Consider the following 25,364-nt stretch of genomic DNA (forward strand, 5'->3'; position numbering starts at 1 on the left):
GGGAGTCTCGGATGAGAGATCTTTTAAAGGAATGTTTAGGAGAAGAGAACGGGCTTGTTGAGCTTCGTTATCACCATAAGGAAAACCGTTCTTTTTTTGCGGAAAAAGGCAGGATCGAATCCACAGCTCTTCGCAAAAGAAGCGGTGTGGGGGTCAGAGTACTCCATAACGGGACTTGGGGATTCGCATCTACAGGAGAAGTTTCCAAAGAATCCATTTTAAACGCAATCAGAATCGCCAAACAAGCGGCAGACGTTTCTTCCTCATTACGAGGAGATAAAATCCAATCCTTGCCGAAAGCTAATTTCGCGAAAGGTGATTTTATCGGGAAAGGAATCGAAGACTTCAGAAACAGAACGGTTGAGGAAAAATTGGGGCTCGTATTGGATGTGCAAAATAAAGCGCTTCAATCTTCCTCTCGCTTACAATCCGTAGGTTGCGGATATTCCGAAATTTACGAAGAAAAGGCGATCGTCACAAGCGACGGTGCGGATAGTTTTTTTTCCATGGTGCGTCCAGAGTTCAGAGTGAACGCAGTGGCCAATCAGGATGGAAAATTAGAATCTGGTTCCCACTCTATCGGAGTGACAGGCGGATGGGATTGTCTCTTTGGAAGCCAAAAGCCGGAACAAATTTCTGAAGAAGCTTGTAAAACAGCAATCGACCTACTTTCTTCCTCTCTGCCGGAAGGTGGTTTGTCTACAGTCATTCTTTCTCCTTCTATCGTCGGTCTGCTTGTACACGAAGCAATCGGTCACACTGTGGAAGCTGACTTTGTTTTGGCGGGTTCCGTCGCTCAAGGTAAAATCGGAACCAGAGTCGGCTCCGATTTAGTTTCGTTATGCGATTCCGGTGCATCCGAATATTACGAAGGAGCAGGAGGAACGATTCCTGTGGACGATGAAGGTGTGATCCCCGAAAAAACGATGATCATCCAAGACGGGATCTTGAAATCTTATCTGCACAATAGAGAGACGGCACATCGTTTTGAAACGGCCCCTACTGGTTCCGCCAGAGCTTGGGAATATTCCGATGTTCCTCTCATCCGAATGAGAAATACGTTTCTTCTTCCTGGAAATTCTTCTTTGGAAGAGATGATCGCAAATACCAAAGACGGTTATTATCTTGATGGTCCTAAAAACGGACAGGCGGATGCAACCGGCGAATTTATGTTTGCCGTACAAAAAGCCTACCGCATCGAAAACGGAAAAATCACCAAACTATTGAAAGGTGTCACCGTTTCCGGGTTAGCTTTCGATGTTCTCCAATCCGTTGATATGGTTTCCAAAGAATTCAAATGGGATTTAGGGTCGGGCCATTGCGGGAAAGGACAACCTGCCAAAGTGGATGCGGGCGGCCCTTATGTGAGAACAAAGGTTTTGTTAGGTGGAAAGTAAATGAACAAAACCTCGATTCAAAAAAAACTGGACGAACAAAAAAATCATCTGGAGTCCTTGGTTCAAAAAGCCAAAGCGAACGGGATCGACCAAGTGGAAATTTTTTCCAGTTACGGTTATGCAGAAGAAGTCAGTTTGGAAAAAAACGATCTGAACAATTGTACCGCCACGGAAGAAAATATGTTCGGGATTCGTGTGATTGAAAAGGGAAACCAGGGTTTCATCACAACAAACCATCTTCCTAGTCTATATGAATCCATTTTAGAAGCTAGGGACTTGGCAAAAAGCCAAACCACTCCCGATCCCGATCTGGTTTTACCTGAAGCGCAGCCTCTTGAAGAAAGACCGAGCCAATATGACGAATCCTTAGACAAACTGGGACTGAGCGATCTTGTGGAGATTGCCAAATCAAGTTTGCAGTGGAGAAAAGAAAACTTTCCCAAAGTGAATATCGATTCAGGAGATATGTCCCTCTCTAAAGGTTTTAAGTTGATCGTCTCTTCTAAGGGAGTCAATGCCAGTCAGTTAGGTGCGGGAATTTCCGCATCCGTAATGGGAATGGCTGTAGACGGCTCGGATGTGGGAAGCTTTGATTATGATTCCGCCAGCGGAAACGATTATCCTTATTTCGCTGAAAAATGGAAAACCGCCTTTCAAACATTTGGTGAAAAATGTATGGGAGCGTTGGGAGCAAAATCCATTCCCGGTTTCAAAGGATACATTCTGCTTCCTCCCGATGCGGTGTATTCCTTTTTTCTAGGTTCTTTTATCGGTGCCTTGAACGGCACAGGGATCCGCAAAGGAAAGAGTAAAATGGCAGGAAAATTGGGGACAAAAGTTGCCGATTCCAAACTCTCCATTTGGGAAGATCCCACTATAGATCGTTATGCGGGAACCACCGCATTCGACAGGGAAGGTCAGCCTACTCGCAAACAGTCCATCCTGAAAGAAGGTGTTTTAGAAACCTATTTTTACAATACCTACGAAGCCAAAAAAGCGGGGCTTTCTCGTTCCAATGGTTTTGCCACTGGAGGAGCGCAAGCTTTGCCCGGATGCGGGCCTAGACAATTGCAAATCGCACCTGGAACGGCAGATAAAGACGACTTTTTCAAACTTCCCGAAAAAACATTATTTGTGAATCGGATTTCAGGAACCAGCGACGGTCCTTCCGGAGATTTTTCAGGAGTCGTAAAAGGAAGTTACCTTTTGGATCAGGGAGAAAAGATTCCCGTCAAAGAAGTGCAAATCGTGGGAAATGTCTACGAAACCTTGAATCGAATCGTTGGTATTTCCAAACAAGGAGAGTTGTTAGGCGAATCTTACTGGGCTCCCTACTTCCTCTTGGAAGGATTCACAATCACGGGAATGGGTGATGGGAATTAGTCCGAATCTATCGGAGACATTGGAGCGTCCGTTAGGCGCTTCCTTTTTCCTACTCGTTTCTTATCAAAACGATGAGTCCTATTTCGAAGTCAAAAGCCTTTCCGAGAAAAAATTTTCCAAATCCGTTTATGAGTCAGGTAATTTGCCCAAATGGGAATTGGATGAGGTGGATCGGCTGATTCAAATTCCAGGAAAAAATACCAAGATTCTCTCTTTTCTGCAAAGAATTCACAGAGAAGAATTGGTAGTGATCAAAAAGGAATGTGTGGAGATCCAATCTGCTCTGAGAAAGAAAGATCCCACTCTTCGCCTGATGCCTGGTTATTTGACATCACATAACGTAGTCATATCCCAATCCAAGGACGATTTTCATAGGGTGTATCTGTTTCAAGGAGTTTATGCGGAGATTATCTACGTTTTTAGAGGCGGTAAGTTTTCCGTATTGGAATCTGCTCCCGGTTTTTTTAAAACAAAGGAAGCAGCCTACTTTTTCAACAGCCTCCATGAATCCTACGAATACAATAAATTGAAATCCTAATACAAACGTATCTTATGAGAGTTTCTTTTTACATACCATTCATTCTTCTTTCTTTCCATCTGTGTTTGATTTCATCCTGCCAGGTCGCTCCTGCTGAGTTAAAGATCATAAAACAAAGACTATGTGACAATTTTGACGGAAAAGTGGAATGTATCGAACCTAAACCTGAAAAAGGGTTCGTACTTTTGGAGCGCACAACAGGGCCTCAGACGGAAGAGTCTTGGGAGAATTTCGGAAATTATCTTTATTTTAAAGCGAGAGAAACTCCCGGTTTTCTTTTGGAATTCAATCGCCCTTTTACTCCTGAAGAAAGAATATCGATTTCCAGAAATTATTCCGCATACATTCGTCTACACGGAGTTCGAGAGAAGATGGAAGGTTTTGAATTAGGAAACCAAACGATTGCATCCTTTCATTATTTAGGTTCTCTTTTAAAAGAAGTGAAAAGAGAATCGGGAGAGATCCGAAAAAAAGTGAATTTGGAATCGGAACCTCCCCTGTTTTTAGAATTCGACTTCATTCTGCCGGAGGGAACAAAAGGTTCTCTCCACCGTGAAATTCAACTTAGGTGGAAAGAACTTTAAATAGAAAGCCGGTTGGTTTTAACAATCCGTAGAATTTACTTTTGTAGATACAGATGAACCGGATTGAAAATCAATTCTCTGGGAACGTCATACAAGAATAACAAAGAAGAAACGGAAAGAACGACAGCACCAACGATGGGAATCAGAAGATTGTCATCAATCAGTCCTTTGGCGGTAGTAGAAGAATAGAATTCCGTCAAACAGGAAGAAACCACTCCCAAGAATAAAACCAAAAGAGGTTCCCATTGAAAACGATCTCTATGAAAAAGACTTAAAAAACTGTCCGGGTTTGTAAAACTTAGAATTCCCAACACCAATACTCCCACTAGAAAGGCTGCGGAAGAAAACCCGATCACACCTTCTTTGGACTTGCCGTTGTAAAACCTGTGTTTGCCGTAACGAGAACCGATGTATGCGGCAGTAGGATCTCCGATCACTAAAAATAAAATGGAAAGCACTGCGATTTCGGGAGGAAAAAGCAGAACCACTATGAAGTTGGCTAAAAAATAAGGAACGGTTCCGTTGAAACGACTTCTTTCCGATTCTTTCATCAAAAACCCGAAGTAACGAAAGAAAAACGCTTCGAAACTAACCGAGTTCAGGCGGACGATTTCCACTAGAAGTAGAAGAAATAAAAAAATGCCAAGTCCGGTAACGATGACTGCCCTGCTTGCATAGACTAGATTGTAGTGATCCTGAAACGGATCCAAGTAGAGACTGATGGGAATGATCAGTCCCAATATATGCCAAATCTTTCTGAAAAAATTAAAACCGTTTTTATCTGACAACTGCTTCACCTGGTTCCTCGAGTGGCCATCTTAAAGGCCCCCTCTTCGTTTGTTGCAATGGGAAAAAGATTACGAATCCCTGCCATCTGAAATGCCTGGCGGATCGATACCGGAATATTGATTAAAATGATCTTGTGTTTTTGTAAAAATGCTTCTTCGCTCAAAGTCTTAAAGGCTGCAATTCCCTGGGTGGTGACCATATTCAGTTCTTCCAAGTCTAAAATGACAGAACCGTGTTTAAGGGAAGATGTGACTGACTGGATGCATTTTCTTGCGGTAAAATTATTCAAATTTCCCTGCAATTTGGTTACATAAACAGTATCGATTTTTTCGGTGGCAACGACCAGATCGTCGAGACTCATAAATTTTTGCTCTTTTCATTTTTCATTCTTGCGCTCTTTGGCAAGTAAATAAAAACTTTTGGTAGGAGACCTTGTTTGAAGGCTAAAGTTGCCCATCTCTTTAAAAAACTCGAAGAAATCGAACGCGATTCCGTTGAACTTAAAAAATTGACAGATCGCATTGCAGACGATAGAGAATATTCCCCTTTTTTGAAGGAATCTTTTCTTTCTGAAATGCAAAATCTCGATGAGCAGAAAAAGGAAATCCTGAAAGTTTCCGTTTCCACCGCCGGATCCGAACGATTTTTGGAAAAGGGAAAAAAAGAAGTTCCTACGGAAACAAATGCTCCTTCCGATTCCTCTCTTCCAGAGAAGAAGAAAACGGAAAAAAACATTCGCAAATACTAATCTTTTATTTTATTCAAAGGAAACCCAATGACTTTAAAAAAATTATCCATGGCAATGCTGATTTTCGGCATCTGCTCTCTTTCATTCGTCAACTGCTCTAAAGATTCCGAAATCTTAGCAACGTTTGACGGAGGAACCGTGACCCGAGGAGAAATGAATTTCCTTGCGGAAACTTTCAAAAGAGGTTCGAACAAACCTCTGGTTTTGGATTCTGAAAAACAACTCAAACTGATCGAACAAGTAGCTTTGGAAAAATTGGTTTTCCTCGATGGAGTCAAATTGAAAAAATTCGATCCTTCCGAAGCGGATCAACTGGAAACACTTCTTTCCGATTTCATCAAATTGAATGTGTACATTCGTGAGTATGTGAAATATGCCGTTCAAAACAAACCTCTTGAATTCATCGATTTACAAATAGCACTTGTTCGTGGACCGAACGGAGAAGAGAATCAAAAGAATGCGGATGAATTGGTGGCAAAATTGAATGCCGCTTCCGAGTCCGAGAAAAACGCATTGATTGCAGAAGTAACTGCGGATTCTTCCAGAAAGCCTGTTTACGGAAAGTTGGAGCCTTTTTGCACGAACTGCAGCATCAATCCTTTGGAAGATATCATCTCCGAAGCAAAAAAAGCTCCTAAGGGAACCTTCGTAAAATACAGCAAAGGTGCAGAGGATCCTATCGTTTATGTGCTTCGTTCTTTGGGAACGGAAAGGGTTCACCCGGAAAGATTGGAAAAATACTTCGCATCTACATTTGAAAAATTTTCGAAAGAGGCGATCCAATACGGAGAAACTCATACGGATGAAGAAAGTAAAAATGCAGTCGCATATTTTACGGAAGGAAATGAAGAAAGAGCCGCTCAATTCGCTCAACATACAATGAAACAATTCGAACAAGGATTGTATGTTTCCGAAATGAACAAAATCAAAGAAGAAAGCGGTTTTACCATTGGAGAACTTCCTCCTGCACAGAAAAAATTCCTAGATGAAGCTGCAAGAAACCAAGTTGCAAATTATTTACAAAGCCCGGACAGAGACAGATCTCTAAGCAACGCCGCTTTATTAGAAAAGTTCTATGTAAAGTTCCCACCTAATAGCCCGGATATGGTAGATGTGAATGCATATACAAACGATGTAGTTCTTTTCTCCACAAAAGACGGTAAAACATACACTTGGGGAAACCTAAGGGAAGATTTTGACAAGTTGCCAAATCGATTGAAGTCCAATTACAAAGACGAAGCAGCTCGTATTTGGGATATATTGAATCTTTACCAAGGAACGATTTTACAAGGTAAAATCGCGCAAACTTCCGACAGAGTGCAAAAAGCGGAGAAAGAATCCAGCTACAAAATCCAAATTGATAAAATGAGAATGTCTATCGGGTTAAAAGTGCTACAAGATGAGATTGAAGCGCTTCCGGTAGAGGTTACAGAGACTCAAATTAGGGATGCATACGAAGCTGGGAAACTATATGCCTACTCCAGCCCGGATCCTAAGAACCCTCAAAACAGAATCCCTCTGCCTTATGGACAAGTGAGAGAGGAAATTAAGAAAGATATGGCTAATTCTCAGAAGAATTCCTTCATTCAACAAAAGATTAGCGGTTTAAAATCTTCTTATAATCTAAAGATTGCTGAGGATCGATTGAAAGAGGTTTCAATCTAGTCTAAAGAAAGAAAATGACAGAACTCGGAAATTTTTTCTTGAGTTCTCTTTTTCTGTGACATATTTTGACTGTTAGGGGGAAAAAATGAACAACCATATTTACATGTTACGTAAAAAAAGGGGTGTGAAACAATACGATATGGCAAGAGCTTTGGGTGTATCTCCGAGTTATCTTTCCAAAATCGAAACTGGCGCCCAAGAACCCACGGAAAAATTTAAATCTTCATGCGCGAAGTATTTAAAAACGACTGTGGATCGACTTTTCAACGAAAGCGCTGTAGAAGATATCTACCCTGAGTTTGCCAACGGATTGAAAAATAAACTTTGGGCTGTCCGTAGGGAAATGGGAATCAAACAATACGATTTTGCTAAAAAATTGAAAGTTTCTACTCCTTTTCTCTCTAAAGTGGAATTAGGCCTTTTGGAACCGCCTGAAGATTTTAAAACTCTCGTTTCTAAAGTTCTGAAAATGGAAAAAAACGAGCTATTTCTCAGCTCAAAATAGAGAATGTACAGAAGCAAGGCAGTTTGTCTGCCTTGCTTTTTCTTCCTTTTTTCTAAAAAGATTTTGTCACATAATTCAACTCACTTCAGATAGTCCTGATGAATTCTTCCAATGAAGGTTGGGCAAGTCGGATCGGGCTAATCTTAGCCGTTGCCAGCGGTGCCATCGGCCTAGGTAATTTTTTACGCTTTCCTGGACAAGCGGTTCAGAACGGCGGAGGAGCCTTTATGGTTCCTTATATCATCAGTTTCTTAATCTTAGGAATCCCTGTTTGTTTGGTGGAATGGACCATGGGAAGAATGGGAGGAAGTCACGGCCGTAGTTTTCCTTTTATCTTCAAAGAATTCTTAAAGGGTTACCCTCTTCGTATTTCCGGAACCATCGGTGTGATGATTCCTGTGATGATCTACGTATATTATGTATTCATCGAGTCTTGGTGTCTTGCTTATGTGTATTATTTTTTAACTGGCGGTTTGAGTTTGGGTTCTTCCGAAGCATCCGGAACCGCAGAGGTGATTGCGCACTCCTCCGACTTTTTTATGAACTTAACCGGTGCTAAAGAAAACGGTTCCTCTTTCGAAAGCTCCATCTTCATTTTCTTTTTACTCTGTTTTTTCTTTAACTTCTTTTTGGTGTATCGAGGACTTCAAAAAGGTTTGGAAGCCTTCGCGAAATTGGCCATACCTCTGATGGGCATCTGTTCCATGATCGTTCTCATTCGAGTTTTAACCATTCCCGGAATCGAATCCGGTCTGGCAGTGATGTGGAATCCAGATTGGAGTCTTCTTGCGGAGCCTAAGGTTTGGATCAACGCCGCAGGGCAAATTTTCTTTTCCCTCTCAACAGGTTTCGGGATTGCACTCGTATTCTCCAGTTTTCTCAAGAAAAAAGACGATGTGGTTCTTTCCAGTTTATCTTCCGCATCTCTCAATGAATTCGCAGAAGTGGTGTTTGGTGGTATGATCACAATACCTGTCGCCTTTCTTTTTTTAGGAGCTACTGTGACTGCTTTCGGAACTTTCGGTATGGGGTTTATCGCTCTTCCTGCCGTATTCAGTATGATGCCTGGGGGAAATATATTCGGAGCACTCTGGTATTTCGTTCTGTTTTTGGCGGCACTCACCTCCTCCGTTACTATGCTTCAGCCTGGAGTTTTGTTTTTGGAAGAAGGGTTTAAGCTGAACCGTAAAAAATCATCTTTCCTACTTTTCATTTTCACATTCACACTTTGCCTTCCTATCGTTTACTTCAATAAAGATTTCGCCGCACTTGATATCGCAGACTTTTATGTGGGAACCATACTCATCTATATTCTGGCATCGATTCAGATATTCGTTTTTTACTTTAAGGTGGGAGTCGATAAGGGAGTCGAATATGCGAATGAAGGTTCTATCCTTCCCTTCCCGAAAGTGATCCAGTGGATTTTGAAATACATCACTCCTTGGTTTCTTCTTTTCGTGTTCCTTTCTTTTTGTTACATGAATCTCCCCGAATACTTGGACAAGATGAATCCTGAAAAAATGGGACAATTGGCTCTTCTGGAAGGAAAGTCAGCACATGATGCCGAAGTTAAAGCATATATAGCTCGTTATGTGGTTGCGGGAATCATCCTCATTTTCTTCCTATTGTATGCGGTAGTATCCAGAGCCTTTTTCTTGAGAGAAAAAAAGGAGAGCGTATGACGGGAGAAGTATCCATGAATTGGCAGGGAGTCACCATCATGATCTCCTCTTTAGCCTTGGTGATCGCCCTCAGTCTGTATTGTGTGTATCATTTAGTGCGAAACAGGGAATAATTTGTCCGAAACAAAATCCATATTTGAGTCCAAACTTCCTAGTCTCTGGAAAGACTACGAAGCTCGTAAGGAACAGGTTTCGATGGGAGTGGCCATCGAAGAAGCATTTCAATCCGGCGTCAATTTGGCTGTGGAAGCGGGAACGGGTGTAGGTAAGTCTCTTGCCTATCTGATTCCTGCGGCATTGTTTTCCTTGGAAAATGAATGCACAGTGGTAGTATCCACAGAAACAAAATCCCTCCAAGAACAGATCCTAGAAAAAGACATCAAACTGGTGAGTGAAGCCATTGGTAGAGACGTGACCGCTCATGTGGCGCTCGGAGCGGCTAATTATCTTTGCAAAAGAAAATACGGCAAAGTGATGGAACGAGGAGATTTCGGTCCAGAGATGGAATCGGAAATCCAGCGTTTCGTAGAGTGGGAAAGAAAAACGGAATCAGGAATTCGTTCCGAATACAACGGATTCGTATCCTCCTCTTTTTGGAACCAAGTAGGACGTGATTCTGACAATTGTTTGGCGAGAAACTGCCCTAATTTTTCCACGTCTTATTATTTTTTAGAAAAAGAAAAATGGAAAAAAGCGAACATTCTGATCGTAAATCACCATTTGCTTGCCGCTCACTTGGCGGGAGATTTTCGCATTTTACCACCTTTTCAACATTTGGTGATCGATGAAGCCCATTCTTTTCCTGAAGTTGTAGGAAAAGCTTTCGGTTCAGAAGTGAAACACGATTCGTTGATGCACCTACTCCATTATCTGCATCACCCTGAGAAAAAAACGGGTTTGGTTCAGAAGCTGAAAGAGAAACAAAAAAAAGAGATCATTCTCGCAACGGAAAGAGCGATCTCTCAAACGGGAGATTTTTTCAGGCTTCTTCTTTCTGAAATTCCTTTGAACTTTCAGTTTTCTTCCAGACATACGAAAAAGATCAAAGTAGACGGAGGAGCTTTGGAAGATTCTCTATTCGAAGTATCCGAACTTTGTCTGCACCTTTTGGAAAAATACAAAAAAGATTCGGAAGATAACGATGAAAAAGAGATCGCTATCGGTCTGGAAATGGTGGGAACTAACTCTAAAAAGGCGGCTTCCTTTCTGGAAGAGTTTCGAAATAAAACAAACCAAAACCTCGTATTTTGGATCGAAACCCCCAATCAAACTTCCAGGGAAATTTATTATCATCTTTATTCTCAACCGAAAAATACAGAAGAAATTCTATCCAAGTCCCTCTTCCCTAATTTGGAATCCGTGGTGATGACATCCGCCACTCTTTCCCCAGCTCCGGGAAATTTTCAATATTTTCTAAAGGAGATAGGAACGAAAGATGTGCAGACTAAAACTCTTGCTTCTCCTTTCTCTTACCAAACTCATTCCGTTTTGTTCGTCCCTAAAAAAGTGGCAGATCCTGTTTCCGATCCGGGAAGAAACAAAGTAGATATCTCTTATTGGATACAAAGATTGATTCGTTTATCCAGAGGAGATGCGTTCGTTTTATTCACTTCCAATAAACTCCTTCAAGAAGTGTACGAAGATATAGTCGACCGAGTGGACTTTCCTATTTTTTCACAAACTATGCTCGGTCCCATCCAAGCCAAAAGAGAATTTATGGAAAACAAAGAGAGTGTTCTCTTCGGAGTTTCCAGTTTTTGGCAAGGTGTGGACATCAAGGGAGATAAACTTAGAAATGTGATCATCACCAAACTTCCTTTCCAAGTTCCCACGGAACCTGTGCTTCAAGCAAAGATGGAAGATATGGAAAAAGCGGGCAAAAGCCCTTTTTGGGAGATGCAGGTTCCTAAAACCTGTTTGCTTTTGCGCCAAGGTTTCGGTAGATTGATTCGATCTTCCTATGATACCGGAATGGTGAGTATTCTGGATCCAAGAGTGCATACTAAATCTTACGGAAAAAACGTAATTTCCAGTCTGCCCAAAGGAGTTCCTGTCGTGACCGAATTCGAGGATCTGGAAAGAAAATTCAATAATCTACCGAAGATAAAATAAGATGAAAACTTTCCGAATCTATCTATTTCTTCTGATCCTTCTTTCCGGATTTTTCGGCAGTTATGCGGACAGTTCTTTGGAAAAGGATTTTTTCCAAACGATCACCAATTGGTACGATTTGACAGTTACCGCTCAGGTAACGGAAACCCTGCCTAAGATCGTTTTCGACGAAGAAGATCCGGAATTCGGAAAGCCGGGAACTGCCATCAATAAAAGCAGATCCGATCTTTTGGCTCGCAAAAAAGCCAAAGAAAAACTGAGGATTCGCCTCAGCCAAAGATTGGAATCTTTGTTCTTAGATTCGAATTACACTGTATATGAATATTCTCAAGCACAACCACTTGTTCGCTCCAGAATCAATTCCTTTTTAGGGGATGAGAAAGAGACCTACGATTTTCAGCCTAAAAAGAACCGTTTGGAATCCAAAGCCACCATCCGTTTGACTGGGAAACAAGGGTTTCTTGCCTATCTTCCTATGGAATACGGAACGGAACAAATTCCTACATTTACGGAAGAAATCATTCCTGTCGAATTTTCAGGTTTGGTGGTAGACGCCCGTCATTTGAATTTGAAACAAGCTTTGTTTCCTCGCATTCAATCCGACAGAGGTTTGGATGTTTACTCACCAGTGTATGTGAAAGAAGCGTATGTGATCGAAACCGGATACGTAGTCTATCGCACGGATCATGAAGAAAAGAACTTTGAAAAGAGAGTGGGAAAAAATCCGTTTTTCGTAATGGGTTTGGGAGTGAGCGGTAAAAACGGAACCGATATCATTCTTCCTTCGGACGAAGTGGCTAAACTTCTCAGCCACCCCGAGTCCAGAAAGAATCTTACACGTTGCAGAGTGATGATTTTAGTTTCGAAGTAAGAGATAGGAAAGTTTTTTCCGCCTTCTCATATTCTCCGTGAAACAAATAAGCAAATCCCATATCTTCCAATTCTCGATTGCTTAACTCTTCCACTCTAGGTTCCAAGTTTGCGATCTTAGAGAAAAGATGAGAATATGATTCTTTTTTATCTTCAAAACTAGGCAATGTTAGTTTGCCAGGAATGTTTTCGAAAATAACGCTAGCTTCTTTATGGCGGTCCAAAAAGAGAAGGGACATCCCCACCATCTTATGAATTTCCACATCGTTGAGTGACTTGAGATTTTCACGGAAAAGTTTGATCACTTCTTCGTGTTTTCTTAAATGATATGTAGCGGTGATTTCCTCTTTGATAAAGGAAACATCATTGTGTTTCTTTTTATAAAGAGAAAGAATCGTCTTAGCTTCTGCGAAATTTTCGGATCTGAAGTAAACCTTCATCGCCAGATTGATGATCGCATAACAAATAGGATTGTTGGTTTGGTTGAAATACAAGGAAATTTGTTTCGCTGCTTCTTTGTCTTTGCCCATTTCGAAGTTGGCAAGTGCTTCCACAACGGGAGAAAGGGAAGAAATTCCTTTCGGGCTAGGTAGATAACCTCTTCCGTTCAATTCAAAAGAGGCTAAATAACTTAAATGCTGTAGATAATAATGATTCGGATTTTTTTTCGCTAAAAGAAGAACTTCTTCGTTCGCTCCCACTTCAAAGAGATCCCAAGCTTCCGTTTCCAAAGATGGATTGATTGCCTGAGTTGCTTGCTGTGCCATAGATTACCTCTCTTAAGGAAAAGATCGGCAATCTGTGGCAATTTTCCTTGAATAAAAAATTAAGGATGGAGGCGATAAATCATCCTAGGATACGGAATGCATTCCCGAACGTGGGAAAGTCCGCAGATCCAGGCCAGGATTCTTTCCAATCCCATACCGAAACCGGAATGGGGAACCGAGCCGTATTTTCTCAGATCCAGATACCATTCGTAATCTTTTGGGGGAAGACCCTCTTCCATAAGGCGATCAATAATTTTTTGATAGTCTTCTTCCCTTTCCGATCCCCCGATGATTTCCCCGACTCCGTCCGGTGCCAATAAATCGGCACATAAAACGGTTCTGGGATCATCCGGATTTTGTTTCATATAGAACGCTTTGATGGAACGAGGGTAGTTTTTTACGAAAACTGCTGTTCCGAAGTGTTCCGTTAGGATGTTTTCTCTTTCCGCATTGATGTCTTCTCCCCAGGGAATTTTTTCCCCTTTGGACTGTAGGATTTCAATCGCCTCGGAATAACTGATCACAGGGAATTTATTTTGAATTTGCGTCAGAATGGTTTCCGGATTCCTCTCCAACATTTTCAATTCGGAAGGGCATCTTTCTATGACCGTTTTTAGGAGATACCGTATGAATTCGTCCTGAAATTCGATATTGGATTCGTTGCCGAAAAATGCGGTTTCCGCTTCCAACATCCAAAACTCTGTTAGGTGGCGTCTTGTTTTGCTTTTTTCCGCCCGAAAAGTGGGACCGAAACAATAAACTTTAGAATGGGCAAATACTGCCGTTTCCAAATACAATTGTCCCGTTTGTGCCAAATAGGCATTTCCCAGATCAAAATATTCTGTAGAAAAAAGAGTCCCTGAGGATTCTCCTACGGAACCGGTTAAAATAGGAGTATCGATCAGAGTGTAATTTTGATTTCTGAAAAACTCCCTGATGGCAAAGGAAAGTTCCGAACGGATCTTTAAGATGGCGATTTGTCTTTTGGAACGAAGCCAAAGATGACGGTTGTTGTGGAGAAAATCCGGACCGTGCTCTTTGGGAGTGATGGGATACTCTCCCGATTTTCCAACGATTTCACAAGATTCCAGAAGCAGTTCTTTTCCTTCGGGAGCTTTGGGGTTTTCGGAAAAATACCCTCTGATTTTCAGTGAGGTTTCCTGGGGGATATTTTTGAGAAATCGAAACTCCTCTTCTCCCAGTTTTTCCTTTTCCAGGACCACCTGAAGGATTTTACCGTTTGTACGGAATTGTAAAAATTGAACATGATTGTTCCCCCGGATTCCTTGAACCCAACCGGAGAGCTCTTGAATGTGGGAAACTGTGTCGGAAAAAGACGATGAGGATGAAGAAGTCTGAGACATAGATGGTTTTTCTGTTTGCCAGTTCGTTTTTCTTTGAAATTTTGAACTTACTGAATGAAATCTCCCACCCTATTAGACGGTAAAGCGATTTCCGAAAAGATAAGAAACGGAATCGCTTCTGAATTGAAGAAAACCAATGCGGATGGAAACAATCCTCCTACGCTTGCAACGATCTTGGTAGGTAATAATCCTGCTTCGGAAACTTATGTGAATATGAAAGTGAAAGCATGCGCTTCCGTAGGAATGCTTTCCAAATATGTCCGTCTTCCGGAAGAAACCACTACGGAAGAACTTCTTTCTGAAATCAATAAATTGAATGCGGATAAATCCGTTCATGGAATTCTACTCCAACATCCGGTTCCTCACCAAATCGATGAAAGGCGATGCTTCGATGCGATCCTTCCTGAAAAGGATGTGGACGGAGTGACCACTCACTCTTTCGGAAAACTTTCGATGGGTTCGGAAGCTTACTTCCCCTGCACACCTTACGGAATGATTCTGCTTTTGAAAGAATACGGAATCGAAGTTGCCGGTAAACATGCTGTGGTTGTGGGACGTTCTCCTATTTTGGGAAAACCGATGGCGATTATGCTCACCAACTTGGACGCAACAGTCACTCTTTGCCATTCCAAAACGAAAGACCTTCCCGAACTTGTCAAACAAGCGGATATAGTCGTCGGGGCTGTAGGCAAACCTGAGTTCATCAAGTCGGAATGGATCAAAGAAGGTGCCGTTCTTTTGGATGCAGGTTATAACGTAGGTAATGTGGGAGATATCGAAATATCCAAAGCGAAAGATAAATCCTCCTACTTCACTCCAGTTCCCGGAGGAGTCGGACCTATGACCATAGCGGTCTTACTGCTTCAAACACTTTACTCTTACCAGGGGAAGTTTTCTCCTCCTCTTAAATAAAGACGATGCCAGCTCCTATTAGTTTCGATGAATGTTTTCAGACCTTTCCTAAACTGGATCCTCCCGAGGATCTGGATGCGTTTTGGAAAGAAGGAATTGCCGCCCTAAAAAAAGTTCCCGTTAAGGCGACTTACAAAACGATTTTGAAAGGAAGTTTTATCTGGGAATCCTTGAATGAAATTTCTTTTCAAGGGATCGGGAATTATACCATCCATGGAAAATTATCCATTCCTAGGAAAAGAGGAAATCGTCCTGTAGTCGTTTTTTTTCATGACTACTTGGCTCCCGAAGAAGAGATCCAAAAAGGATATTCCGATTTAGGAATTGCGCAGCTTCACATCACCTTACGAGGTCATGGCGAGGAAATGATCCAGGCTCCCATCGATCCAAATACGGGAAAAAATCTTCCTAACTGGTCGCCGAATTATTTTGCCGACGGTTTGGATCTGAAAGAAGATTTTTACATGCGTAAACTCTATTTGGACGTTTATAGAACCATCGAGTTCCTTCGTTTGAGTGACGGAATCGACGGAGACCAAATCATACTGCATGGAAAATCTTTAGGAAGCGCCCTATCCGTTTTCGGCGCCGCTTATACGGATAGAATCAAAGGTTTGATTCTGGAAACACCTTCTTTCTGTTATATTGATAAGGATCAACTTTCTCTCAGAGCCAATCCTTGGGTTCGGGAAATGCTTCCTTCTTTGGAAAAACGTGCCACTAAAAAAGTGGATTATAAAAAATCCTTAGCCTATTTCGATTCCGTTCATTTTGCGAAGAAAATCAAAATTCCTGCATTATTCTCCTGCGGTATGGAAGACAACCTCAGTCATCCTAAATCCATCTTCGCTTTGTTCAATCATATGAACTGCGACAAAAGAATGCAGATTTATCCTAACGAAGGAAATGACGCAGGAAAAGAAAAACAGGCTCAGGCGAATCTTGAATTTGTGAAAGAAATCTTTCAGGTTTAGTTTTAGGTTTTTATGTTATTTCAATTTTATAATACGAAAACCCATAAAAAAGAACCTTTTCATCCTAAGGATCCTGGAAGGGTAAAAGTATATTCTTGCGGACCCACTGTTTATAATTTCGCACATATAGGAAACATCCGTTCTTTTTTGTTCGTCGATATTCTCAGAAGAGCCCTAAAGTTAGGCGGTTTCGTTCCGGATCAATCCATGAATATCACCGACATCGACGATAAAATCATCCGTGAATCCATTGCGAAAGGGATTTCTGTGGAAGAATTTACGAAACCTTGGACGGCAGCTTTTTTTGAGGACTTGAACTCTTTAAACGTACAGACATTGGAACATTATCCAAAGGCTACGGAATCCATTTCCGATATGGTGGATCTTGTACATAAATTGCAGCACCAAGGTCTCGTTTATGAAAAGGAAGGAAGTCTTTATTTCTCCATTCAAAAATTCGGAAACTACGGCAAACTCTCCCATATCGATGTGAGCGGAATGAAATCGGGTGCTCGTTACGATGCAGACGAATATGAAAAAGACGATGTAAGGGATTTTGTTCTTTGGAAAAACAAAAAGTCTGAGGACGAAAAATCTTGGGATACCGATTTGGGTAGCGGACGACCTGGATGGCATTTGGAGTGTTCAGCGATGATCCGCAAAGTGTACGGTTCCGGTGTGGACATCCATACGGGAGGGATCGATTTACTTTTCCCTCATCATGAAAACGAGGAAGCTCAGTCTCAAGGTGCCTATCCTGAAGAGGAATTCGTAACTACCTGGCTTCATTGTGAGCACTTGTTAGTTGACGGAGAAAAAATGTCCAAGAGCAAGGGAAATTTTTATACCCTGCGGGACGTTTTTTCCAAGGGATACGATTCCAAACAAATTCGTTATCATTTGATTTCTTCTCATTACAGATCCAAGTTGAATTTTTCTTTTGCCAAACTGGAAGAATCCAAACAAGCATTAGATAGAATCCAAACCACTCTCACTCGTATTTTGGAGATTTTAAATTACGATTGGGAAAAATTGGATGGTTCCGATTTCCAAAAACTTCGAGAAAAAATAAGCCACTCTTCCGTATCGAATGCAGTTTCTGAATTTGAGTCGGGGCTTTGTGACGATTTGAACCTTCCTAAATCTTTGGGTTCCGTTTTCGAGTTTTTAAGAGAAATCAATCAGAACTTGGATTCGGGAAATTGGTCCGCGAAAGAATGTGTTTCTCTTGTTTATTATTTTCAGATCGTTGACTCAGTGTTAGGTCTTTTAGAATTCGAAAAACCTGAATCCACTTTCAGCGCCGCAGAGGAAGCCGAAATCGAAGATTTCATTCGACAGAGAAAGGAAGCGAAAGCGAATAAAGATTTCGCCAAGGCGGATGAAATCAGAAAAACTCTTACAGAAAGAGGAATACAGTTGATTGATGTGAAGGACGGTTCCACTCAATGGAAAAAAATCCAGTAGATATCCTTTTTGGAAAAAGAAACTTTTACGAATTTTTAGAATCTTTGGACACGATGCTTCCAGAAAAAGGAGTTAAATCCATTCGTGAAATCATGATCAAAGATTCCCTAGGTTCCGAAGAAAAAGCTAAAATCAAATCTTTCCTTCCCGGTCATATCAAAATAACGACTGTCAGCACTAGAGAGTTGGACCGAGTTGCGGGAGATAAGAACCATCAAGGTTATGTGATCATTCGCACCAAACAAAAAGCGTTTCAAGCGGGGAATTGGGAACAGCTTAAACAGTCTTTGGAACCTGGGGAAGGTCCCATTCTTATTTTGGACCGCATTCAAGATCCAGGCAATTTGGGAAATTTGATGAGAACTGCGGAATGTTTGGGAGTAAAACACATCATCTTATCCGACAGAGACACTTCCCCTATTTCTCCCGTCGTGGAAAAAGCATCCGCCGGGGCAATTCACCATTTAAATATATTCAGAATTTCTAATTTATCCCAAGCATTGGAACATTTGAAAAAATTGGAATATTGGGTGCTTGCTACGGATGAGGAAGGCTCGGAAGAGATTTGGGAAACCCTTCCCGATACGGAAAATATGGCGGTGATTATGGGGAACGAAGGGGAAGGAGTCAAAAAAATCCTTCTGGAAAATGCGGATTATATTGGGCGAATTCCTCTTTTCGGATCAGTTTCTTCCTTGAACGTGGTAGTGGCTTGTGGTATCACATTAGATAGAGTCGTGAATGCGAATCGTTGACAACGATGAAACCTAGTTTTTTTTTCTTTCTACTTTTGCTTCTTTTTTCCACAAACCAGTGTATCTATGATTTTTATAGAAAAGAGTTTTTATCCGACAAAAAGGAGTCGGATAAAGTTCTTTTACTTAGCTTGGTCGATTTAGCTCCCAATCCGAACCAAAAACTCTTTTATTTCGTTCCCGGTTTCAATCGAAATCTTCCAGACGAACAATTTGTGGATGTCGCTTTTGCCCCTCAAAATTCCAAACCGAAATTGGTTTTCATTCACGGCTGGAATCCTGCGGAAAGAGATGCGGATCCTACTACGGGAGATACGAAAAAGAAAACGAATATCAAAAGTACGTTTTTAAACGGGATCATTCATTTTCAGGAAAATCAAAAAGGTGCGAAGGATAAATACGATCTTTACCTTTATACTTACCGCACTTCGAACGGAATCCTTCTAAACGGTAGAAATTTCGTAAAAACTCTGAAGTCTACTTTCTCAGTGAGCGATAAAGTCATTGTAGTCGCTCATTCTATGGGAGGACTTGTCACCCGCTCAGGAATGATCTCTCCCGAATACCTTCCTTTTCTTATTGATGGAGTCGTCACTCTCGCCTCACCTCAGTTTGGTTCTCCTTTTGCCAGTTCCGCATTCTTATCCGCTTACGGAAACATTGCTGTGAGTGAACTCGGGTCCTATCTAATCAGCACCCAAGGAGGACAAGATCTGAGTCATACCAATGTAGGTGCAGGTCAAAGTCAAATTCCTGATGCTAAAAATCAAATCATCGATTTGGTGAACGAAGGGTTCGGCTTAAATTCCATTTTTATTTCCTATTCCGGGATTCTTTCCGGTTGCACAGGACAAGAAACTATATATTATCAAACCGCATGTAATACTTTAGTAAGTTCTAATTTAGGTTTCAATCGAAACGACGGCGTTGTTCCGGAAAACAGTGCACTACTCGGCGGTCTTTCCAAAAAAGGATTCACTTTTACTGGATACGATCATTCCATGATGGCGTTTCAAACTATAAACGTGAACGATGCTAAATCGATCAATCTATTCCAAGCAGTGATAGACAGTGCCGATGAACTTGTAAGCTCCGCCCCTTAAAATACTTTTAAGTTATTAATCCGAGAAGCGATTCGTTTGTATCCTAATATAAGTTAATTGATTGTCTCGTTCGAATTGATTCTTTGAATCGATATTTTTAATCCGGCAAGACCTAAGAGGAAAAGAACTGCTGGTATTAAGAAAAGATCGGAAGGCCAAAGAATATTTTGAATAAGATAAAGTCCGCTGAATACAGTGAGAACTCCCGAAACCACTCCTAAAAAAGAATCGAGTGTTCTATTTCCATAAATAACAAACTCCCCTTTTTCTCCGATTTGTTTGTGAAGACCCTTCCAAAAAAAATAAGGAGGTTTCGTTTTGTGATAAAACCGAACCAGTGTTTCCTTGTCACTATGAGGCAGAACCAAAGTGCTGAGGATGAGAACGATCACACTGGAAAAAGAAGTGAAAAGAATGGAATAAGGGAAATTTAAGCCCAATAATATCGAATATAGAACGTAAAAAAGAGGAGATACGATGAGCGCTAAAATTTCAGTATATGCTGAAATTCTCCAATAGTACCATCTGGCGATCAAAACGAACCCGATTCCGGAAGATGCTTCCAATAAAAATTTCCAAGCTCCCTGGATAGTCACCATTCCGTACATGGCAAGCCATAAGGAAAAAATGCCTGTAAGTATTTGAAATAAGTAAGATAACTTTAGATAGTATCCGTCCGTTTTTTCTTTTTGAATCATAGGTTTCCAAAAATCGAAAACCAGATAGGATGCCCCCCAATTGAGATGAGTGGCTAAGGTAGAAAGATAGGCTGCAAAAAACGCACTGAGAAGAAGACCTTTGATTCCGGAAGGAAGATTCCCGTTTAAAAGCATCAAAAAACCTTTGCCGCTTTCTTCAGAACTTAAAGAGGGAAAAACGACTAAAGAACAAAGTGCCACCAAAATCCAAGGCCAGGGTCTTAAAAAATAATGAGCGATCACGAACCATAAGGAACTTTTGAAAGCAGACTTTTCGTCGTTTGTCGCCAATATCCTTTGTGCAATGTATCCTCCTCCTCCCGGTTCCGCTCCAGGATACCAACTAGACCACCAAATCACGGTAATCATGATGAGAAAATGATCCCAAGGAAGGCTTCCCTCTTCGGAGAAAGATGGAAAAAAAGAAAAATTGGATGCAGGCAGTTTTGATTTTAATCCTGCAAGCCCTCCTATTTCCGGTGCATTTAACACAAAGTATGCGTAAACGAGACATCCTCCCCATGCTAGGAAGAACTGAAACACATCTATATAGGAAATTCCTTTGAGGCCTGCTATGGCGGTGTAAATCACCCCCAAACCTAAAAGGACACAAAGAAGATAAGAACTGTTATACTCCGGAAAAAATACCTGTAAAATCTTGAGCATGGCAAGATTCACCCAACCCAAAATCACCAAGTTGAGAAAAAAACCGATAAAAATCGCCTTGAAACCTCGAAGAAAAGCTGCCTCCTTTCCAGAATAGCGGATATGAATTAATTCCAAATCGGTCGTGGCGCCGGATCGTTTCCAGAGTTTCGAAAAGAAGAAAACTGTGGCAAAACCTCCCACTGCCATGTACCACCAAATCCAATTGCCGGAGATTCCCCCGGACCGGATAATTTCTGTTACTGCAAGTGGAGTGTCTGCGGCAAAGGTAGTGGCGACCATCGCAGTGCCTGCCACAAACCAAGATAAGTTTCCTTCCGCTTGGAAATAATTTTTTAGATTCTTTTTAGAGGAACGATTGGAGTAAAAAAGAATTCCTAAGATTACGAAAAAGGGAGTGAAGAAAAAAAATTGATCAAAAAGGGAGAAAGTCATCATAACCTAACTTTGATTCCCATTTCTCTCATCGCTTTTTTTGTTTCTTGGATCGAATATTCCCCGAAGTGAAAGATGGAGGCTGCCAAAACGGCATCCGCCCCCCCTCTTAAAATGGCTTCCGACATATGCTCAGGATTTCCCGCTCCCCCGGAAGCGATGACGGGGATACTTAGATTGCTTGTAAATTGTTTCAATACGTTGATGTCAAAGCCGTCTTTGGTTCCGTCTTTGTCCATCGATGTAAGCAGGATTTCACCTGCTCCTCGTTCGGTGGCTTCCTTTCCCCAATCCAATGCGTCTCTGCCGGTTTCAGTACGTCCTCCGTTCAAGTAGACTTCGAATCGTTTTCTTTCCGGATTGAATTTGGAGTCTATGGCGCATACGATGCATTGAGACCCGTAGATTTCACTGGATTCCGTAAGAAGTTCCGGACGGTGAAAAGCTGCTGTATTGATGGAGACTTTATCCGCTCCCTTATTGAGAACCGATTTTACGTCCTCTAAGGTACGGATCCCTCCTCCTACCGTGAAAGGAATAAAGATTTTGTTGGCTACTTCTTCCACCAAATGGATGAGAATGTCCCGTTTATCACTGGAAGCGGTGATGTCTAAAAAACAAAGTTCGTCTGCTTGGTTCTCTTCGTACGCAATTGCGCAGGATACCGGGTCTCCTGCATCAACCAGGTTTACGAAATTGACCCCTTTCACCACTCTACCCCCCTTGATGTCAAGGCAGGGAATCACTCTTTTGGTTAACTCATCCATATTATTTTCGTTAGTTGATGTTTTCCGGAAGTGTGATTTTACACCCTGGAATCTCTGAAATCGATTTTGCGTAAGACAGAAGTTCCTCTTCCTTAAAATGTGCCGTTGTTAGTTGGACACCTATTGGAAGTCCGTTTTCATCCAAACCGGCAGGGCAGCTGATGGCGGGAACTCCTGCCAAGTTTACCGTTGTCGTTAAGATGTCCGCCAGATACATTTGGATCGGATCTTTCGTTTTTTCCCCTATCTTGAAAGCTGTCGTAGGAGATGTCGGCTGCAGGATGAAGTCCACTTCCTTAAAAAATTCATCGTATTTCTTTTTGATGAGAATTCTTGCTTTCTGAGCTTTTCCGTAATAAGCATCGTAATAGCCGGAACTCAAAGAGAATGTTCCCAAAAGGATTCTTCTTTTTACTTCTTTTCCGAAACCTTCCGATCTGGATTCCACATATAGGTCTTCCAGTTTTCCTTCTCCACCCTTTCTAAGTCCGTAACGAATTCCATCAAACCTGGATAAGTTGGAAGAACATTCCGCAGTTGCGATTAGATAGTAGACAGGAATGGAATGTTTGAAAAGGGAAAAGTCCAGCTCTTTTAAAATAGCGCCTTGGTCTTTCAGATATTGTTTGATATCTTCGTATTTTTTCAAAACTCCCGGTGAGGATTCTGTATCCTTGGAAGCCATCACTCCTACCTTGACACCTTTCCAATCTTTGGATTTTACATTTTTGGAATCGAATGTTTTACCACTAGCAGTTGTTTGGTCTTTGGGGTCGGCACCTTGCAAAATTTCGAATATGTCTGCAATCCCTTCCAAGTCATTGGAAAAAGGACCGATTTGATCCAAACTGGATGCATAAGCCACAAGTCCGTATCTGGAAACTCTTCCGTATGTTGGCTTGAGTCCCCAAATCCCACAAAGAGAGGCAGGTTGACGGATGGATCCGCCTGTATCAGACCCTAAAGAGATAGGAGCCATTCCCGCCGAAACCGCCGCCGCCGAACCACCGCTAGATCCTCCAGGGATTCTAGAAGTATCGAAAGGGTTTTTTGTGGTTTGGTAGGCACTGTTTTCCGTGGAGGAACCCATTGCGAATTCGTCCATATTTGCTCTAGGGATCAGAACGAATCCTTTCTCTTTCAGCTTGGTGATTACTGTAGCATCGTAAGGAGAACGAAAGTTTTCTAGAATTTTGGAACCGCAGGAAGTGATCTCTCCTGTGACACAGATATTGTCTTTGATTGCGATAGGAATTCCGTCACAATCGGATAATTGTTGTTTGTTTTTTCTTCTTTCGTCGCTTTGTTTCGCTTGTTCAATCGCTTTATCTTTATTGATCTCCAAAAATGCGTTGATTTTGGGTTCGGAAGCAGCGATGCGATCGTACAAAGAATTTACCAGATCGACGGATGTGAATTCTGATTTGTTTAATCCCGATTTGATTTGGGAATAAGTCAGTTGGTATAGGTTTTTCATGTTTCAATCACCTTAGGCACTACTACATAGCCGTTCTCATAAGCGGGTGCGATTTTAGATAAATCGTCTCTTTTCAGGGAATCGTTTGCCGCATCCGGTCTAAGAGTATTCATAGTTAGTTGATAGATTTCGTCGTCATCTACGGAGGAAGTATCCAGGTTCTTGATATCGTCTACGTATTGTACGATTCTTGAAAAGTCGTCCAACATACCTGCGATCTCGTTGTCGTTGATGGAAAGTTTAGCCAAGCTTGCGATCGTTCTTAAGTTTTTTTCGTCCATATAAGTTTTCCTTCAGTATGCATTCCTATCCATAAGGGTTTTCCAGGGAGTGAGTAAGATGATTTTGATATCAAAGAGCAGACTCCAATTCTCTATGTAATAAATATCAGCTTCGATTCTTTTTTCGATGGAAGTATCTCCACGAAATCCTTGAATCTGCGCCCAACCTGTGATTCCCGCTTTTGCAGCGTGACGGCGCATATATTGGTGGTGTTCCGTTTGGAACTTTTCCACATAAAAAGGTCTTTCCGGTCTGGGACCTACCACGGACATATCACCTAACAATACATTGAAGAACTGAGGAGTTTCATCCAAGGAAAGTTTTCTCAGAATGGAACCGATTTTAGTGACTCTAGGATCGTCTTTGGTGGTCCAGATTGTATCTGATTGTTGTTTTTCTTGTACAACCATCGATCTGAATTTCATCATTCCGAAAACCTTATTGTCCAAGCCGATTCGATCCTGCCTGTAAAAAACGGGACCTTTACTGGAAAGTTTTACAAGCAAAGCGATCAGGATATAAAAAGGGCTGAATAATAAGATAAAGAAGAGTGAAAAAAGGATATCGAAGGTTCGTTTCAAAACACGGTTGTATCCTAAACGCAAAGGAATGTTGCGAATGGAAATGACTGGAAAACCGTCCAATATCTCCACTCTTCCTTTTGCAGTGATGATTTCTTCGTAACTAGGGATTACTTTCAAATCGATTCCATGGTAATCTGAAATATCGATGGCTTCTTTTAAGAAGTCGCCTTCTTCGTGGGAAAGTGCATAAACGATTAGATCTACTTCGTTTTCTTTTACATAGTCTTCCAGATTTTTGAACTGAGTGACGATCGGAGCAGGAGATTCTCCCTCATTCTCGATCGTTTTCGCGCCGGATACGAAACCGCTTACCACATAACCGTAGATAGAATGTCTACGGATCGTTTTCGCAAAGTTAAGTGCTGATTTCCCTGTTCCTAAAATAAGAACGGATCTCAAATTATATCCTTTGCTTCTGAGAACCTGAAGAAGGGATCGAAGAAGCAAATGGGCGACGCAAGTCAATAGAATGGTGGTGATTGCGAAATAACCTACTACCAATCGGGAAAAACTTTCTCCTCTGAAGAAAAATAGAAGAGCAAGTACGATCACTAAATTCAAAAGAACTCCGGAAATGATTCCGAAAAGTTCGTCGGTTAAGGAAAGCCCCCTTCTAGGATGATAGAGATCGATGGAAAGGAAAGAAATGGTTTGGGAGATTCCTAAAACGATTCCTAAAATAAAATAACTTCTTACATCGATTACTTGTCTTTGGAAATCGGAATCGTCCTGCAAAAAATATCTGATTCCGAATGCCAAAGAAAAACTGATCATAGCGATCAGAAGATCAGTGAATAGGAACAATAATTTAAAGGATTGGCTTCTTTCTTTTAACATATA

General features: G+C 41.4%; 24 protein-coding genes. 15 read left to right on the plus strand and 9 right to left on the minus strand.

The features are described 5' to 3' along the window. Window positions 1-11 precede the first annotated feature (11 nt). From EHS15_RS14395 to EHS15_RS14410, 4 genes are read left to right on the plus strand one after another with little or no spacing between them, the layout of a single operon-like run. Window positions 12-1,397: a TldD/PmbA family protein gene (locus tag EHS15_RS14395; protein ID WP_135761254.1), complete on the plus strand. Its 1,386-nt coding sequence runs from the start codon at window positions 12-14 to the stop codon at window positions 1,395-1,397. Beyond that, window positions 1,398-2,780, plus strand: a complete 1,383-nt coding sequence (locus EHS15_RS14400) for a TldD/PmbA family protein (RefSeq protein ID WP_135761255.1) — start codon at window positions 1,398-1,400, stop codon at window positions 2,778-2,780. It abuts the gene before it with no gap. After that, window positions 2,770-3,318: a DUF4416 family protein gene (locus tag EHS15_RS14405; RefSeq protein ID WP_135761256.1), complete on the plus strand. Its 549-nt coding sequence runs from the start codon at window positions 2,770-2,772 to the stop codon at window positions 3,316-3,318. Before EHS15_RS14400 ends, EHS15_RS14405 begins: the two co-directional genes overlap by 11 nt. 14 nt (window positions 3,319-3,332) lie before the next feature. Beyond that, window positions 3,333-3,902 (plus strand): hypothetical protein, encoded by a 570-nt coding sequence (locus tag EHS15_RS14410; RefSeq protein ID WP_135761257.1) that lies wholly within the window; start codon window positions 3,333-3,335, stop codon window positions 3,900-3,902. A 35-nt stretch (window positions 3,903-3,937) separates the two neighbouring features. Here the strand turns inward: EHS15_RS14410 and EHS15_RS14415 are convergent, their stop codons facing one another. Both EHS15_RS14415 and EHS15_RS14420 read right to left on the minus strand, forming a co-directional pair. After that, complete coding sequence (locus tag EHS15_RS14415) at window positions 3,938-4,699, minus strand: diacylglycerol/polyprenol kinase family protein (RefSeq protein WP_246052167.1); 762 nt, start codon at window positions 4,697-4,699, stop codon at window positions 3,938-3,940. Further along, window positions 4,696-5,052: an STAS domain-containing protein gene (locus tag EHS15_RS14420; RefSeq protein WP_135761258.1), complete on the minus strand. Its 357-nt coding sequence runs from the start codon at window positions 5,050-5,052 to the stop codon at window positions 4,696-4,698. The genes EHS15_RS14415 and EHS15_RS14420 overlap by 4 nt, the downstream gene beginning before the upstream one ends. 75 nt (window positions 5,053-5,127) lie before the next feature. Here EHS15_RS14420 and EHS15_RS14425 point away from each other — a divergent pair, with 75 nt between their 5' ends. The 6 genes from EHS15_RS14425 to EHS15_RS14450 all read left to right on the plus strand — a co-directional run bounded on the left by EHS15_RS14425 (window position 5,128) and on the right by EHS15_RS14450 (window position 12,274). Next, window positions 5,128-5,439, plus strand: a complete 312-nt coding sequence (locus EHS15_RS14425; protein ID WP_135761259.1) for a hypothetical protein — start codon at window positions 5,128-5,130, stop codon at window positions 5,437-5,439. Window positions 5,440-5,466: 27 nt separating this feature from the next. Next, window positions 5,467-7,104: an LIC12015 family putative lipoprotein gene (locus EHS15_RS14430; protein WP_135761260.1), complete on the plus strand. Its 1,638-nt coding sequence runs from the start codon at window positions 5,467-5,469 to the stop codon at window positions 7,102-7,104. 103 nt (window positions 7,105-7,207) lie between these two features. Then, entirely contained in the window at window positions 7,208-7,609 is a 402-nt protein-coding gene (locus tag EHS15_RS14435; protein WP_135761493.1) for a helix-turn-helix domain-containing protein, read from the plus strand. Between the two features lie 98 nt (window positions 7,610-7,707). After that, entirely contained in the window at window positions 7,708-9,291 is a 1,584-nt protein-coding gene (locus tag EHS15_RS14440; protein WP_135761261.1) for a sodium-dependent transporter, read from the plus strand. A 114-nt stretch (window positions 9,292-9,405) separates the two neighbouring features. Next, window positions 9,406-11,403, plus strand: coding sequence for an ATP-dependent DNA helicase (locus tag EHS15_RS14445; protein WP_246052169.1), 1,998 nt, complete (start codon window positions 9,406-9,408; stop codon window positions 11,401-11,403). Window position 11,404: 1 nt separating this feature from the next. After that, window positions 11,405-12,274 carry a hypothetical protein gene (locus EHS15_RS14450; RefSeq protein WP_135761262.1) on the plus strand — a complete coding sequence of 290 codons (870 nt, stop codon included), beginning with the start codon at window positions 11,405-11,407 and terminating at the stop codon, window positions 12,272-12,274. On the opposite strand, the gene EHS15_RS14455 is transcribed toward EHS15_RS14450, so the two are convergent. Together EHS15_RS14455 and asnS are read right to left on the minus strand one after the other, a co-directional pair. Next, on the minus strand, window positions 12,237-13,040 hold the full coding sequence (locus tag EHS15_RS14455; protein ID WP_135761263.1) for a hypothetical protein: 804 nt from the start codon (window positions 13,038-13,040) through the stop codon (window positions 12,237-12,239). The genes EHS15_RS14450 and EHS15_RS14455 overlap by 38 nt on opposite strands. A 59-nt stretch (window positions 13,041-13,099) precedes the next feature. Then, window positions 13,100-14,404, minus strand: a complete 1,305-nt coding sequence (asnS, locus tag EHS15_RS14460) for an asparagine--tRNA ligase (protein WP_135761264.1) — start codon at window positions 14,402-14,404, stop codon at window positions 13,100-13,102. Window positions 14,405-14,458: 54 nt separating this feature from the next. Between asnS and folD the strand changes: the two genes are divergently transcribed. Genes folD through EHS15_RS14485 form a run of 5 tightly spaced genes read left to right on the plus strand, consistent with a single transcriptional unit; the run spans window position 14,459 to window position 19,615 of the window. Next, window positions 14,459-15,316 (plus strand): bifunctional methylenetetrahydrofolate dehydrogenase/methenyltetrahydrofolate cyclohydrolase FolD, encoded by an 858-nt coding sequence (gene folD, locus EHS15_RS14465; RefSeq protein ID WP_135761265.1) that lies wholly within the window; start codon window positions 14,459-14,461, stop codon window positions 15,314-15,316. A gap of 5 nt (window positions 15,317-15,321) precedes the next feature. After that, entirely contained in the window at window positions 15,322-16,290 is a 969-nt protein-coding gene (locus EHS15_RS14470) for an acetylxylan esterase (RefSeq protein ID WP_135761266.1), read from the plus strand. Window positions 16,291-16,302: 12 nt separating this feature from the next. Then, window positions 16,303-17,757 carry a cysteine--tRNA ligase gene (gene cysS / locus EHS15_RS14475; protein WP_135761267.1) on the plus strand — a complete coding sequence of 485 codons (1,455 nt, stop codon included), beginning with the start codon at window positions 16,303-16,305 and terminating at the stop codon, window positions 17,755-17,757. After that, window positions 17,739-18,512: a 23S rRNA (guanosine(2251)-2'-O)-methyltransferase RlmB gene (gene rlmB, locus EHS15_RS14480; RefSeq protein ID WP_135761268.1), complete on the plus strand. Its 774-nt coding sequence runs from the start codon at window positions 17,739-17,741 to the stop codon at window positions 18,510-18,512. The genes cysS and rlmB overlap by 19 nt, the downstream gene beginning before the upstream one ends. A 5-nt stretch (window positions 18,513-18,517) precedes the next feature. Then, window positions 18,518-19,615: a lipase family alpha/beta hydrolase gene (locus EHS15_RS14485; protein ID WP_135761269.1), complete on the plus strand. Its 1,098-nt coding sequence runs from the start codon at window positions 18,518-18,520 to the stop codon at window positions 19,613-19,615. A gap of 53 nt (window positions 19,616-19,668) precedes the next feature. On the opposite strand, the gene EHS15_RS14490 is transcribed toward EHS15_RS14485, so the two are convergent. The 5 genes from EHS15_RS14490 to EHS15_RS14510 are packed head-to-tail and all read right to left on the minus strand — an operon-like array spanning window position 19,669 to window position 25,361. Next, on the minus strand, window positions 19,669-21,417 hold the full coding sequence (locus EHS15_RS14490; protein WP_135761270.1) for a sodium:solute symporter family protein: 1,749 nt from the start codon (window positions 21,415-21,417) through the stop codon (window positions 19,669-19,671). Then, entirely contained in the window at window positions 21,414-22,181 is a 768-nt protein-coding gene (hisF, locus tag EHS15_RS14495; RefSeq protein ID WP_135761271.1) for an imidazole glycerol phosphate synthase subunit HisF, read from the minus strand. Before hisF ends, EHS15_RS14490 begins: the two co-directional genes overlap by 4 nt. Before the next feature lie 10 nt (window positions 22,182-22,191). Next, the gene (gatA, locus tag EHS15_RS14500) at window positions 22,192-23,658 is read right to left on the minus strand and encodes an Asp-tRNA(Asn)/Glu-tRNA(Gln) amidotransferase subunit GatA (RefSeq protein WP_135761272.1); all 1,467 of its coding nucleotides are present in this window, start codon (window positions 23,656-23,658) and stop codon (window positions 22,192-22,194) included. Further along, complete coding sequence (gene gatC, locus EHS15_RS14505; RefSeq protein ID WP_135761273.1) at window positions 23,655-23,939, minus strand: Asp-tRNA(Asn)/Glu-tRNA(Gln) amidotransferase subunit GatC; 285 nt, start codon at window positions 23,937-23,939, stop codon at window positions 23,655-23,657. Before gatC ends, gatA begins: the two co-directional genes overlap by 4 nt. A 12-nt stretch (window positions 23,940-23,951) precedes the next feature. Further along, window positions 23,952-25,361, minus strand: coding sequence for an undecaprenyl-phosphate glucose phosphotransferase (locus EHS15_RS14510; RefSeq protein ID WP_135761274.1), 1,410 nt, complete (start codon window positions 25,359-25,361; stop codon window positions 23,952-23,954). Window positions 25,362-25,364 lie beyond the last annotated feature (3 nt).

Origin of the sequence: Leptospira idonii (genome assembly GCF_004770995.1) — a bacterium.
Classification (GTDB): domain Bacteria; phylum Spirochaetota; class Leptospiria; order Leptospirales; family Leptospiraceae; genus Leptospira_A; species Leptospira_A idonii.

Bases quoted from the DNA above. Each gene is read 5' to 3' on its own strand.
- EHS15_RS14395 (WP_135761254.1), top strand. From the start codon at position 12: ATGAGAGATCTTTTAAAGGAATGTTTAGGAGAAGAGAACGGGCTTGTT.
- EHS15_RS14400 (WP_135761255.1), top strand. From the start codon at position 1,398: ATGAACAAAACCTCGATTCAAAAAAAACTGGACGAACAAAAAAATCAT.
- EHS15_RS14405 (WP_135761256.1), top strand. From the start codon at position 2,770: ATGGGAATTAGTCCGAATCTATCGGAGACATTGGAGCGTCCGTTAGGC.
- EHS15_RS14410 (WP_135761257.1), top strand. From the start codon at position 3,333: ATGAGAGTTTCTTTTTACATACCATTCATTCTTCTTTCTTTCCATCTG.
- EHS15_RS14420 (WP_135761258.1), bottom strand. From the start codon at position 5,052: ATGAGTCTCGACGATCTGGTCGTTGCCACCGAAAAAATCGATACTGTT.
- EHS15_RS14430 (WP_135761260.1), top strand. From the start codon at position 5,467: ATGACTTTAAAAAAATTATCCATGGCAATGCTGATTTTCGGCATCTGC.
- EHS15_RS14435 (WP_135761493.1), top strand. From the start codon at position 7,208: ATGTTACGTAAAAAAAGGGGTGTGAAACAATACGATATGGCAAGAGCT.
- EHS15_RS14440 (WP_135761261.1), top strand. From the start codon at position 7,708: ATGAATTCTTCCAATGAAGGTTGGGCAAGTCGGATCGGGCTAATCTTA.
- EHS15_RS14450 (WP_135761262.1), top strand. From the start codon at position 11,405: ATGAAAACTTTCCGAATCTATCTATTTCTTCTGATCCTTCTTTCCGGA.
- EHS15_RS14455 (WP_135761263.1), bottom strand. From the start codon at position 13,040: ATGGCACAGCAAGCAACTCAGGCAATCAATCCATCTTTGGAAACGGAA.
- asnS (WP_135761264.1), bottom strand. From the start codon at position 14,404: ATGTCTCAGACTTCTTCATCCTCATCGTCTTTTTCCGACACAGTTTCC.
- folD (WP_135761265.1), top strand. From the start codon at position 14,459: ATGAAATCTCCCACCCTATTAGACGGTAAAGCGATTTCCGAAAAGATA.
- EHS15_RS14470 (WP_135761266.1), top strand. From the start codon at position 15,322: ATGCCAGCTCCTATTAGTTTCGATGAATGTTTTCAGACCTTTCCTAAA.
- cysS (WP_135761267.1), top strand. From the start codon at position 16,303: ATGTTATTTCAATTTTATAATACGAAAACCCATAAAAAAGAACCTTTT.
- rlmB (WP_135761268.1), top strand. From the start codon at position 17,739: ATGGAAAAAAATCCAGTAGATATCCTTTTTGGAAAAAGAAACTTTTAC.
- EHS15_RS14485 (WP_135761269.1), top strand. From the start codon at position 18,518: ATGAAACCTAGTTTTTTTTTCTTTCTACTTTTGCTTCTTTTTTCCACA.
- EHS15_RS14490 (WP_135761270.1), bottom strand. From the start codon at position 21,417: ATGATGACTTTCTCCCTTTTTGATCAATTTTTTTTCTTCACTCCCTTT.
- hisF (WP_135761271.1), bottom strand. From the start codon at position 22,181: ATGGATGAGTTAACCAAAAGAGTGATTCCCTGCCTTGACATCAAGGGG.
- gatA (WP_135761272.1), bottom strand. From the start codon at position 23,658: ATGAAAAACCTATACCAACTGACTTATTCCCAAATCAAATCGGGATTA.
- gatC (WP_135761273.1), bottom strand. From the start codon at position 23,939: ATGGACGAAAAAAACTTAAGAACGATCGCAAGCTTGGCTAAACTTTCC.
- EHS15_RS14510 (WP_135761274.1), bottom strand. From the start codon at position 25,361: ATGTTAAAAGAAAGAAGCCAATCCTTTAAATTATTGTTCCTATTCACT.